General features: G+C 46.7%; 8 protein-coding genes and 2 pseudogenes. 6 read left to right on the top strand and 4 right to left on the bottom strand.

What is annotated here, in order from left to right:
• Positions 1-31: 31 nt before the first annotated feature.
• From CMR00_09005 to CMR00_08995, 3 genes and pseudogenes are all read right to left on the bottom strand, one after another.
• Positions 32-1,335: pseudogene (locus tag CMR00_09005) on the bottom strand (DUF58 domain-containing protein).
• A pseudogene (locus CMR00_09000) lies at positions 1,335-2,300 on the bottom strand (magnesium chelatase). The pseudogenes CMR00_09005 and CMR00_09000 overlap by 1 nt, the downstream one beginning before the upstream one ends.
• Positions 2,269-2,625 (bottom strand): hypothetical protein, encoded by a 357-nt coding sequence (locus CMR00_08995; protein PIO47660.1) that lies wholly within the window; start codon positions 2,623-2,625, stop codon positions 2,269-2,271. Before CMR00_08995 ends, CMR00_09000 begins: the two are co-directional and overlap by 32 nt.
• 768 nt (positions 2,626-3,393) lie before the next feature.
• Here CMR00_08995 and CMR00_08990 point away from each other — a divergent pair.
• The gene (locus CMR00_08990) at positions 3,394-3,642 is read left to right on the top strand and encodes a hypothetical protein (protein PIO47659.1); all 249 of its coding nucleotides are present in this window, start codon (positions 3,394-3,396) and stop codon (positions 3,640-3,642) included.
• Between the two features lie 248 nt (positions 3,643-3,890).
• Positions 3,891-6,263 carry an endonuclease MutS2 gene (locus tag CMR00_08985; protein PIO47658.1) on the top strand — a complete coding sequence of 791 codons (2,373 nt, stop codon included), beginning with the start codon at positions 3,891-3,893 and terminating at the stop codon, positions 6,261-6,263.
• A gap of 48 nt (positions 6,264-6,311) precedes the next feature.
• On the opposite strand, the gene CMR00_08980 is transcribed toward CMR00_08985, so the two are convergent.
• Positions 6,312-6,746 carry a hypothetical protein gene (locus tag CMR00_08980; protein ID PIO47657.1) on the bottom strand — a complete coding sequence of 145 codons (435 nt, stop codon included), beginning with the start codon at positions 6,744-6,746 and terminating at the stop codon, positions 6,312-6,314.
• Positions 6,747-6,889: 143 nt separating this feature from the next.
• Between CMR00_08980 and CMR00_08975 the strand changes: the two genes are divergently transcribed.
• The 4 genes from CMR00_08975 (at position 6,890) to CMR00_08960 (ending at position 12,280) form a co-directional block, all read left to right on the top strand.
• Positions 6,890-8,158: a hypothetical protein gene (locus tag CMR00_08975; GenBank protein PIO47656.1), complete on the top strand. Its 1,269-nt coding sequence runs from the start codon at positions 6,890-6,892 to the stop codon at positions 8,156-8,158.
• 244 nt (positions 8,159-8,402) lie between these two features.
• Positions 8,403-10,934 (top strand): hypothetical protein, encoded by a 2,532-nt coding sequence (locus tag CMR00_08970; GenBank protein PIO47655.1) that lies wholly within the window; start codon positions 8,403-8,405, stop codon positions 10,932-10,934.
• Between the two features lie 13 nt (positions 10,935-10,947).
• Complete coding sequence (locus CMR00_08965) at positions 10,948-11,643, top strand: thymidylate synthase (FAD) (GenBank protein ID PIO47654.1); 696 nt, start codon at positions 10,948-10,950, stop codon at positions 11,641-11,643.
• Between the two features lie 76 nt (positions 11,644-11,719).
• Complete coding sequence (locus tag CMR00_08960) at positions 11,720-12,280, top strand: hypothetical protein (protein PIO47653.1); 561 nt, start codon at positions 11,720-11,722, stop codon at positions 12,278-12,280.
• Positions 12,281-12,663 lie beyond the last annotated feature (383 nt).

Below are 12,663 nucleotides of genomic sequence, written 5' to 3'. Positions count from 1 at the left end.
AAGCAGTGAACACAAATAATTGCAATGGCATTCAAATTAACCCACGCGCTTTAAGTTCTAGATACTTGTTGATGAGCCTTAGCGAAAGGTTTTTAGGCGGCGTGAGCACAGATTGAATGCCGTGTCGGTTGAGTTCTAAAACAATCTCGCGTTTTTCAAAAGTAAACTTTTCTGCAATCGTTTTGATGTAAGCATCCTCGAATGTTTTAATCTTGCGCTCAAGCAAGGTATGCAGTTCAGTGTTCTCAAAGAAAATCGTAACAAGCAGATGTCGCGCTGCCAAGTGTTGAAGGTATTTGAGATGACGGCGCATTGAGGAAAGTGTCTCAAAGTTCGTAAAGAGCAAAAGCAGAGCGCGCTGATGGATTTGACGTTGCACAGTAATGAAAAGCATTTCATAATCGGACTCTTCAAACTTTGTGTCTTGGTTGTATAGCGTCTGAATGATTTTGACAAGTTGTCCGCTTCGGCGTTCTGCAGGCACTATGGAGTGAATCTTGCTTGAGAACATTATCAAGCCTGCTCGGTCTTGCTTTTTGAGCGCAATGTTGGAAATCGCAAGTGTGGTGTTGATAGCGTAATCCAGAAGCATCACACGCCCCATATCAATGAGGCAATAAATCAGCTGCGAGCGTTCATCTTGATACTGATTAACCATAAGTTGATTGCGCCGCGCAGTAGCTTTCCAATTGATGGTGCGAATGTCATCGCCGATGACATAATTCTTAATGCGTTCAAATTCAAGGGTGTGTCCAATGCGCCTGATACGTTTGAGACCAAGTTCCATCGAGCGTGACGCAGTAGCAAGCAGTTCATAGCGCTGCATTTGCAAATAGGAAGGATAGGTAGGAACCATAGTGGCAGCTTGAATCGTAAAGCGGCGACTGACAAAGCTAAGCGCGCTCTGTGCATAGATGTTGAGGTTGCCGAAGTGATACTCCCCGCGCGTAGTTGGGCGAAGCGTATAGGCAAACCGTTTTTTTGTGCGCGGTGGCATGGAGAGCTGATAAAGAAAATCACGCTTCTGAAACTGAATGGGTAACTCATCAATAACTGAAAAACTTGCGGTGAAAGGATAAGGATTTTCAACAGTAATCGTAATGATATTATCGTCGCCGTTAGATAAGCGTTTGGGCGCAAGACGCGATGCGGGAAGGGTCTTGATGCGTGCTGAATACAGCAGGAGGGTATCGAGCACAGCAAGTGTGAAGAGCACAAAGAGTGCAACTTTAGCAAGTGCCTCAATACCTGAAAAGAGAAAACGAAAAGTGTTACACAGGCGCCCAAACTGGTAAAGTCGCGCGGCGTCAGAAAAAAACTGTGCAGAAATTTGATCATCGTGGTATTTCGAGTTTAGCAAGTATCTCTTTGAGCACATCGTCAGGTGAGGCGCCTTGCATTTCACGCTCGGGTGTGAGAATAATGCGGTGGCGCAAGGCAGGAATGGCAACGGTTTTGATGTCGTCAGGGATAAGAAAATCACGACCTTGCATTACAGCAATCGCTTTAGCAGCCGTGAGAATGGCAATTGAAGCGCGTGGTGAAGCGCCAAGGTAAATATCGCCGCTCGTGCGTGTCTTACCAGTCAGTGCAGCAATGTAACGAATCAACTTTTACGCTCCGCACAGCCGCCTGACACACCACGATTTGCTCTGAGCTCAGCACAGGCTCAATAATAGCAAGCGGCATCTCGTGTGTGCGTTCATGATGCTGCAGAAGAATTTGCGCCTCCGCCTCAAGCGAAGGATAAGAAATGATAATCTTGAAGAGAAACCGGTCAAGTTATGCTTCAGGCAGGCGGTAGGTGCCTTCTTGCTCAATTGGGTTTTGCGTACCAATGACAAGAAAAGGCTTTTGCATAAGGTAGGTTTGTCCATCGACCGTAACCTGACGCTCTTCCATCACTTCAAAGAGAGCAGATTGCGTTTTTGCAGGGGCACGATTGATTTCATCAATCAAAATAAAGTTTGAGAAAATTGGACCTTGATTAAATGTAAACTCCACCGTTTTGGGATTAAATACCGATGTCCCAATCACATCAGAGGGCATTAGGTCTGGCGTAAATTGAATGCGCGAACATCCAACAGAAAGTGTGCGTGCTAAAAGTTTTGCTGTAAGGGTTTTGGCAATGCCGGGCACACCCTCAATAAGCACATGACCATTCGCAAACAACGCTGCAAGTAAAAGCTCAAGCATCTGATCTTGACAACAAGAACTTTACGAAGTTCGCGTTTGATAGCTGCGACAGCTTGCTGGAGCGTGCTTAAATCAATTCGATTTTGGAAGAGCGTGTTCTGCATTGGCACGAGAGGCTATGGTGGTTTTAAATTGCTCAATAGCATCTATCAAACGCAAAAGATCGTCTTCAGACAGTGCTGATGAGCGGTTGGCGTGCTCAATAAGTCTAAAGAGTTGTTCAATTTCCTGCAGCGCTACGCCTGATTTTTCCGAGAGCATGGTGTAAAATTCTGCCGAAAACGAAACCGAGGTCAAATAAAAATGCGTGCGAATAAAATCAAGAAAATGCCTGATTTTTTTCTCTGCTAAATCTTTATGATCACCATACTGAAAATAGAGCCGCCCAACGGTCTCGACAAACTCTAACGCACTTTTTAATGTTGGCAAGTGTCATATTCACGTATCGGTCACCAAGAATAAGCCGCACGAAACTGTTGTGCCTGCTGTGGAGAGCGCCCCGATGCATGCAGAAATCGCAAAAATGATGAGCGAGTAGAAAATCTGACGGTGTGAAGCACGCACGGTCAGCGGCAAATCTACGCCCCAAAATTCAACTAAACGATTGCTGCGCTCTTTGCGATTGCGGTAAATAGCTTGATGAGCTTTAGCTGTCAGTGCCTTGAGATACTGTGTAGCTTTGCTCTTCGGAAAAAATGTGCGAGCGTATGCAAGGTCGTCTGTGAGTTAAATGAAGGAATCGGCTAAGGCATCAGGCGAGGCTTGCCTTGGATTGGAAAGCATGTGCTCAAAATGTTGCCATGCTTCACGACGAGATTTGACAAATGCAGTTTCAGTCATTTTTCCCTTGCTTCAAATTGTGTGAAAAACTCTTACTTCACTTCTATGGGTGCATCATCCAAGTGCAGCAAGGAATCCATAGGCAAATGTGGAGAGACTCCATGTTGCTTTGTGTAGAACAATAGCACTGTGCTCAATGATGAAAAGTTGGGCTCAAAATTTACCTTGGGGACAATTTACCTTTTGGGATAACTAAAAATAAGCCAAAAGTCTCAAAAAGCAAGTTATGGATAGCATCAGGGTTCAGACGACACAAAATGTCGAGATTAACTACGAAGTTGCAAGTCTGAGTGATAGAATATTTGCAGTCCTTATTGATATGTCGTAATACTGGCATACTTCATCTCGCTGAGCGTGATGATATATCTTGCAGCGCTTAAGCTGGGAGATGTAAGTATAGCCGTATTTGTGCTAATCTTTTTGCCCACGATGTTCTATGATTTGCTCTTTGAAACGTTCATGAATGGGCAAAGCATTGGCAAGAAACCTATGAACATCAAGGTCATTAAAGTTGATGGCACGCAGCCGAGTTTCCTGAGTTATTTTATAGTTAGATTTTGCGCCTCGTTGATATTGTGCTATTCTCGCCTGCAGTTGGGGCGGTGACAATCTTGAGCAATGGTAAGGGGCAACGGCTCGGCGATATTGCCGCCAACACAACGGTGGTCAAGCTCGTGTAACGCACGAAACTGTCTGATACGCTCTTTGAAGAAAGTAAAGGCGTATCAACGAAAGGTGTGCAGCGTGTGCTGGGCAAGGGCAGTGCAGGAAATGAATTAAAGTGTACGGTGTGTTACATATTTTTGAGACTCTTATAAAACTCTTTAACCAAAGCAACGCACACATTTTTCTGTTTGATGACACTTTCAGAGAAGTTAGAGTTCGACAAAATTCTTCGTTACGCTCAAAGGCTCTGCTTATCGGATATGGGCAGAGATCGATTAAATGATGCTTCGCCGATTCTCTCACTGGATGCACTAAAACTCCAACTCAGCAAAGCCGCTGAACTCAAACTCCTTATTGAGTCAGGCGAAGAGCTGCCGATTCCATCGCTGCCCGACACGCGTGAGCTTTACCGCAAACTTGCTATTGAAGAAAACTACTTGCAGCCCAAAGAGCTCTTGCAAGTTGCAATGTCGCTGCGTGTTGCATCGCAATTGAAAAAGTTTGTCTTCAATCGCCGTGAGACCTACCCCAATTTAAATTTGCTCACAGAGAATCTCTGGATGGAAAAATCCTTGCAGCATGAGATTACTCGTGTGGTCGATGAATTCGGTGAAGTGCGCACCACAGCAAGCGATGCACTTGCTTTTATTCGCAGTGCACTTGAGCAAAAACGCAGTGCCTTACGCCGAAAAATGGAGTCGCTCTTGCGCCGCTACTCCGAAGCAGGTATGCTGATGGAAGATAGCATCACAATTCGCAATGGTCGATTAGTCTTAGGGTTTCGTGTAGAGCATAAGTATCAAGTGCCCGGCTTTATTCATGATTTTTCGCAATCAGGACAAACGGTCTTCATTGAGCCTTCAGATACCTTGATGCTCTCCAATGAAATCCGTGACCTTGAAATCCAAGAAGTGCGTGAAATTGAGCGCATCTTGCGTGAGGTAGCACGAGTGCTACGCGAACACATAGACAATTTGCTCAGCAACCAAGAAATTCTCGCTGAGTTCGATGCACTTTACGCCAAAGCGCGATTTGCAATAGAAACCAAATCCGTGATGCCAGAACTCTCGGCTGAAAAATCGCTGCGCATTCGTGAAGCCTATCACCCTTGGCTACTGCTGACACACAAGAGACTTGGTAAGCCTACCGTGCCACTGACATTGGAGCTGGGCGAGCACAATCGTGTGCTGGTAATCACAGGTCCAAATGCTGGCGGTAAATCTGTAGCCATGAAGACGGTTGGACTGCTAGCGTATATGTTGCAGTTTGGGTTTTTGCTGCCATGTCGAGAAGACTCAAGATTTGCGCTCTTCGATAACATCTTCGTTGAAATCGGCGATGAGCAGTCGATTGAAAACGATCTCTCGACATTCAGCTCACATCTGAAAAATCTTAAAGATATTTTGGACAATGCCACGAGCGAAAGCCTTGTCTTAGTCGATGAAATTTGCTCGGGCACTGACCCTGAAGAAGGTGCAGCAATTGCCACTGCAGTCTTAGAAAGCTTGCTCACACGCAAAGCCCTTACGATTGTAACTACACACCAAGGCATGCTCAAAGCATATGCGCATCAGCGCGAGGGTGTTGTCAATGGGTCAATGCAATTTGATGCTGCCGAACTGCATCCGACTTACCAATTTCAAATGGGCATACCGGGCAGCAGTTTTGCACTCGAGATGGCAAAACGGATGGGCTTTGCGCCGCATATCTTGGAGAATGCCAGACGGTTTATGGGTGAGAGCAAACACGCGCTTGAAGATCTGATTGCAAAGCTAAGTTTGGAGTTGCAAAACACTTTGGCAGAAAAAACTGAACTACTGCGCGAGCGCACCGAACTAAAGCGGCTCATGGAATCGTATCAACAAAAACTGCGTGCACTTGAGCAAGAGAAAAAAGACCTGCGCAGACAAAGCCTCAAGGAAGCCAAACGCTTGCTTGCTCAAGCCGAGAGTGTGATTGAAAAAGCTGTCAAAGATATTAAGCAAAGTCAAGCTGATAGTGAAGCAGTTAAACAAGCGCGGAAAGATGTAGAAAAACTGCGCAAAGAACTGGCAGCAGAAGAAATGGCAGTAGGCGCAAATGAATCGCAGACACCGTTGCCAGATGCCTCGCTGCGAGTCGGTGATAAGGTCAGGTTGCTTGATACAAGCAGCACAGGCGAGATTGTGGAGATTCACGATGAAGATGCCATTGTGAATTTCGGCAACTTCCGAATGAAAACGCAGCTACGCAATCTTCAAAAAATTTCAAACAAAGAAGCTCGAGAAGCTGAACGCAAAGAGCAAAAGCTGAGTGTCTCGCTGCCAGTGGAAATCAAAGACGTGTCGACACGCTTAGATTTGCGTGGTTTGATGGGTGATGAAGCGATTCAGCGCGTTGAAAAATTCCTCGATGAATCCATCTCAAATGGCATTCATAAAGTTGACCTGATTCACGGCAAAGGCACAGGTGCGCTGCGTAAGCGTATTATAGAGTATCTCAAATCCGACAAGCGCGTCAAGTCTTTTCGACTGGGAAATTGGGACGAAGGTGGAACAGGTGTAACGATTGTGGAGGTGTAGTAAGGCGCTATGCTTATCTGCACATCTACCGACTATCCTTGTCAGAGATTAGCGGAAAAGTGCTTTGATGCTGCCCCATGTGCGGCGTGTGGTGGAAGTTTGGTAGACCAGCGAAGTTTGCATTTCATCAATGCGTGAAGTGCCGATGATGCGCAAAATGTAGGTGTAGCGTGTGGAGAGTATGCCGACGGGCGTAGGTGAGGTGCTTGCCATCGGTGAGGTGCGCGCAACATTCATATCGGCAACTTCATAACTGCTGCCCGACCCTGTAGGTTGAACCGTTGCCACCAGCGAAAGGGCGCTTTCATTCTCGACACGCCGATAGACCTCATAGCGCACCAAATTCGATTCAACTGAAGCCGACCAGCGCACATAGACACGATCAGACGCTGGCACGGCAACAAAGCGCGTGATAGAAGTATTCGCTATTGCAAGTCCTGAAAGAAGCAGCAGCGCAAGGTAGAGAATTGTCGCTTTTTTCATACAGAGGAAGTCTGTCGTAAGGCGCAAGTTACAAAGAGGAGGGACAGTAACCAAACAAGTCTTTCAAAATAAACGATGAGCAACGCTCAAAAAGGAAAAGCCGACGACAAGGCGTATATTAGCGTCTTTAATGCCAGCAAACGATGCACGATGTCCTTGCAGCCATATTCATCAATCGCAACTTAGGACTGCTCTGGTCGGGACAGATTGTTGCCAAGTTCGGTGAGTCGCTCTTTCTGATGGCACTGCCTTTTCTTGCCTTAGACCTGAGCGGCAGCAGCATAACGGCAGGACTGGTACAGATGTCGGGCTACTTGCCAATTCTGCTCTTTGGCTTATTTGCAGGGGCATACATTGACCGAGCTTCACGCCAAACGGTGATGCTGACTGCTGACCTGATGCGTGGTGCACTTGTGCTGCTCATTCCGATTCTGGCTTTTCTCAACCAGCTGAGTGCGCTATGGTTGGGCATAATTGCATTTGCAATTTCAGCCTTTAGCGCATTCTTTGTACCAGCCCGTAATGCAATCATTCCTGAACTGACCTCGGGCTCAACATACGAGCGGGAAGTGGCTTTGCTCAAAGCTAATTCGTTAGTGCAAACCTCTGAGCAAATTGCCTTTCTGGTGGCGCCTTTAGCGGTCGGCGTGCTTGCAAGCCTGATGCAGCCAGTGAATCTTTTTGCCATTACATCAGCCACGTTTTTCATCTCCTACGCTTTTATCTGGGGAATTCGTGGCACAGCAAAACCAAATGTCAATGGGCTGAGATTCAGTAAAATTTTGAGCGATACAAAAGAAAGTTTGATACGCCTCAGTCGCAATGCACCATTGCGCAATATCCTTGTGATTACAACGCTCAACAATCTTTTCCTAATGGGTGCAGCGGTAGTGGCAACACCTGTCCTGATTAAGAATGTGCTCGGTAAGGGCTTGGAAGTCTTCGCACTCATTGAGTTTATTTTTGCTGTGATGATGCTGATTGTAGGATTTCTAATGAACATTTTTGCAAAACAAGTGCGTGAAATTGGCTACGAGAAAGTATGGGCGTTTGGTCTTGTGATGGACGGCATTTCGTATTGCCCGTATTACTTTTGTCGCTCTGTGGAAGAACTTTGCCTCTATGCGGCAATTCATGCTTCGTTTATCATTTTGATTATTGTGCCTCGCAGCGCAATGATTCAGGCATTAGCGCCAAGTGATGACTTAGGCAAGGTGTTTAGTTTCCTCAATGTTGCTGTAGCTGGAATGACCGCGCTGTCGTCGGTTGCAACGGGATGGCTATGCGAGACGATTGGCGTTCGCGAAGTCTTTTTGGGCGTGGGCGTGTTAGCTGGATTAACTGGCGTTGCCGCTTGGCAACTTATTGCAAAACAGGTTGGGCAAGTAAGCCTTCAGCAGCAAGCAAACTGATGCAGCAAAAAAATGAGAGCAAGCAAATATCGGTCTCTCAGCGTTCAAAATTGCAAACGACTTCTACTGGTGCTGTGTGCTATGCTTGCTATGCTTGTGTTCAATGTGAGGGCATTGGCACAAACACTGCGCATTGAAGTCGATAGTCTGACCTGGCAGAATCGCCGTTATGTGATGGTCCCCTATAAAAAAACCGCTGCGCAAAAAAGTTGGACTAGCACTCTCAGGCGGCGGAGCACGAGCTTTGTGTCAAATCGGGGTGCTCAAAGCCTTCGAAGAAAAGGGAATTCCAATTGACGCCGTGGTCGGAACAAGCATGGGTGCCATTGTCGGCGGGTTGTATGCAAGTGGCTACAGTGCAAGCGAACTCTGGACGCTGGCAGAAAACTTGAAGTGGAGCGATATTGCATCGCTGAGCGATGGCGAAGAACGCCGAAATTTGTTCTTAGAGCAAAAACACGTGCGCGACAAAGCCGTACTTGCCCTTCAATTTAGTGGCTTGAGACTCATCATTCCAAAGTCGCTTTCAGCGGCGCAAAAACTGACCGAGACGCTCGATCTGCTCACACTTAGCAGCACTTATCAACCACAAGGCGCAGACTTCAATACACTGGTGATACCGTTTCGCGCTATAGCGACCGACTTGGTGTCTGGCACACGTGTGATACTAAGCCGTGGCTCACTCTCGGAAGCCATGCGCGCAAGTGCAGCCGTACCGTTGCTCTTCGCCCCGATTGAACAAAACAATATGCAGCTTGCCGATGGCGGTCTGCTCTCAAACATTCCTGTCGATGTGTGCGATTCATTAGGCATGGAGTATAAAATTGCCGTCAAAGCCGTTAGCCCACTGTACGCGACATCCGAGGAGATAGACCTGCCTTGGAAAACTGCTGACCAAGTCATCGGTATTATGATGCAAGAGACAAGTGAAAAGCAACTGCATCTTGCAAACCGTGTCATTGCGCCAAATCTCAACGGCTACAGTGCCACAAACTTTGAGCGTATCAGCGAACTTTTACAAGAAGGCTATCGTGCAGCACTGGAAGTTGCCGATGAAATTAAAAAAGAAATTCAAGTCGAACAGACAAACGACATAAATATCAGCGACTACTACAAAACCGTTGTCGGTGTAGATAATTGTGCGCCGTTCAAAGACAAGCTTGAAGACATCATCAGACGTGCGAAATTTGCTAAAGCTGCACTGGCTGAATGTTTGCAGACTGATTTTTTCACAGATGCCTTTGCAGAGGCGGACACCTTGAACAAAACGATTGTATTTCATCTGACGCCCACGCCAAGATTTTTTGCCGTAGAAGTGCATGGTCTGCCGCCTGAAGGTGCTGAAGCCGTCAAAGGCATTTTTTATGAGGACATCGGAAAGTTCTACACCAATCAAACGGGCACTGCGCGCTTAGAGCGCATCTTTGCTTACTTACGTGAGCATGGCTATTGCCTTTCTCGCTTGCGAGAAGTGCATGTAGCAAACGATACACTGCATATAGACATAGAGGAAGGAAAACTCACGAACTTGGATATTCAGCAGAGTCGTGGGTGGGCACAGCGTTTTGTGATAGAGCGAGAGCTAAATGTGAAAATAGGGAAAGCGCTGAAGGTCAAAGATATCAAGTCATCCATTTATGGCTTGTATAACACGGGTATTTTCAACCGCGTCTCAATGTGGGTAGAGCAGCAGGTAGATTCAAGTGAGGGAAAGGCAACGACACTCAAAGTCAAATTAGATGAGCGCTTCTTTGAGTTGCTGCGTGTGGGTCTTCGCGTTGATGATGTCTATGCAGGACAACTTTTTCTTGACTTCCGCAATGAAAACTTTTTAGGCACAGCAAGTGAGCTTGGTACATGGATCATGGCAGGGCAGCGCAATTTTACAGCGCAGACAGAATTTCGTGTGCACCGTCTGTGGAATACTTACATCACATTCTTTGCAAGAGCCTTTTTAGAACAGCGCAATTTGTTTGAATTTCAGACGCGTTTTACTGCGTCCAATCTCAAGCCAGAGCGCAGCATCTTAGGTGAATACGGACAGCGATTTTGGGGAGTTTCGGCAGCTGTGGGATGGCAACTCTACCGTGATGGAAATGCGATCATAGAATTCATGCGCTGGCGTAATGAAACTGTCCCCATCTCTGTTGTGCCGCCACAGGAAGGTGCATGGCTAACGACACTGCGCGCCCGATTTACAATCGACACTCGCAATTTGCCGGTTGGTGCAACACAAGGCGCATATACCAATATCTACTACGATTTCAGCCCCAAGTTTTTGGGCAGCGACATCGGCTACTCCAAACTTTTTTTCTCGCATGAAGAAAATGCATCGTGGTTCGGTGGTGCTGTGGTAGGGCGACTGCGTCTTAACGCAGGCTTTGCAGACAATACAACGCCATTTGCACAGCAGTTTAGCTTAGGGGGGATTGGCTCGCAGTTTAGTGCAACTTTCTACGGCTTGAGGTTCGATGAATTTCGTGGCAGGCAGCTTATCGTGGCGGGCATTGGGGCGCAAGCGCCACTGCCAATTCAACTTGTGGTGCCAACGTTTTTTAGCGTGCATTACAATGTGGGTAACATTTGGCAATTTGCAAGTGACGTTAAACTGCGCGACTTTCTGCATGGTGTCGGCATTGAACTTTCGCTCAAAACCCCAATCGGACTGGCAAGGCTTGCAGCCTCAATGAGTTTCCGCATAGGTGAGTTTGAGCGTACCACATTCATTCAGACAGCGCCGCCTGTCTATTACTTTTCACTAGGCTATGAATTTTAAATCAACTCAACCTATGCACGTTCGTCTTATTTCTATAACTGCGCCGCTCATCAAAATTGAGGGTAAAGACATCTCACCTGAAGGGCTCATTGCTTACTGTGCACGTGTCTCAAGTCCGAATCAGGAAAATCCTGATTATGCTAAACTCTTGCGCTTCTGTATCCGGCAAAAGCACTGGAGTATTTTTGAGATGGTCGATATGACGGTTGAGATTACCACTACGCGTGCAATTGCGCCGCAAATTTTGCGCCACAGAAGTTTTTCCTTCCAGGAGTTTAGTCAACGCTATGCCAAAGTGATGAACTATGAGCTTTATGACGCACGCCGACAAGACGAAAAAAACAGGCAAAACTCATTAGACGACTTTGATGAAGAAACTAAAGCATGGTTTAGGTCAGCACAAGAAGAGGTGGTGGCGTTAGCGTTTAAGCGCTATGAAGAAGCCTTAGCGAAGGGCATTGCCAAAGAGTGTGCGCGCTCACTTTTGCCTCTGAACACCGAAACGCGTCTTTACATGAAAGGCTCTGTGCGCAGTTGGATTCACTACTTGCAAGTGCGCTGCGACCCAGCCACACAAAAAGAACATCGCGACATTGCCAATGCCATACGCGAAATTTTTATAGAGCAATTTCCAATCGTGAGCAGTGCCTTAGAGTGGAAAAAACAAGAAACACCAGTTGCAAGCACTGCAGATAACGAACAACAATAAAACATGGCTCGTAGAGAAAAGCCAAAAGAAAGACACACAAGTGTTATTTTTGTGCTGAGACTCAACCTTTGAGCAAATGGCGCAGAAACTAGCACACCTCATCTCAAACACGCTTCATCCTATTGTGTTGCCTGTCCTGACGTACTGGGCAGTGTTGTTTTTGGGATATGAAAACTTGGAGAGCCGTTATCTCTATCTCTTCGTAGCATTTCTGATTTGCACCGTAACGCCAGCCTTAGTGGTCGTTCTCCTGCTCAAACGCGGCAAGGTCAATGACTACGATATCTCACATCGTGAGCGGCGAACTGTGCCCTTCCTGATTGGCATTGTGGTCTATCTGATTGGCGCACTCATCTTTGAGGTCTTAGGTGCACCGCGCATCGCCTCCGCTTTTATGATTTGCTATGCACTCAACACGTTCTTCATTATGCTCATCACTTTTGTCTGGAAAATTAGTGTGCATGTCTCATCGCTTGGTGGACCGATTGCAGCGCTTTATGTTGTCTTCGGCAGTCCCATGCTCATGCTGTTGCTACTGTTGCCGCCACTGATGTGGTCGAGAGTCAAACTCAAAGCGCATACGCCTATGCAAACTTTGGCAGGTGCGCTCTTGGGATTTTTTTTTCACGCTCATTGAACTGCGCCTGCTGATGTAGTTCAAGCGGAGTGCCATGCGAAAAGCTTGCACTGAAGTATAGCTTACCAGCGTTTGCAAGCAACTCAAGCAAACGCAAACACTAGACCCTAAATAACACTAAGCCATCCCTACCTATCAAATCAAAATCAACATCACATCAGTGCTGCTAATCGTGCTGAGTCTGTTAAGTCTAAGTCAGACTGCAAAAGCTCAATTTGGCTTGCCTGGAGGTGGCGGCAAACCCCGTGCAACTATCAAAGAAGATAACCTTGTGCGTCTTTGGCGATGTAGTCCCAAGCCTCACATTACTTCAAGGGCTGCCCAGCTTTGATGCAATTGGGTGAGACTGTCAAGTACACGACGCTCGGCAATAGCCAGTATGA

The sequence above is a fragment of the [Chlorobium] sp. 445 genome (assembly GCA_002763895.1).
Classification (GTDB): Bacteria; Bacteroidota; Chlorobiia; order Chlorobiales; family Thermochlorobacteraceae; genus Thermochlorobacter.
This window is presented reverse-complemented; position numbering and strand designations above follow the sequence as displayed.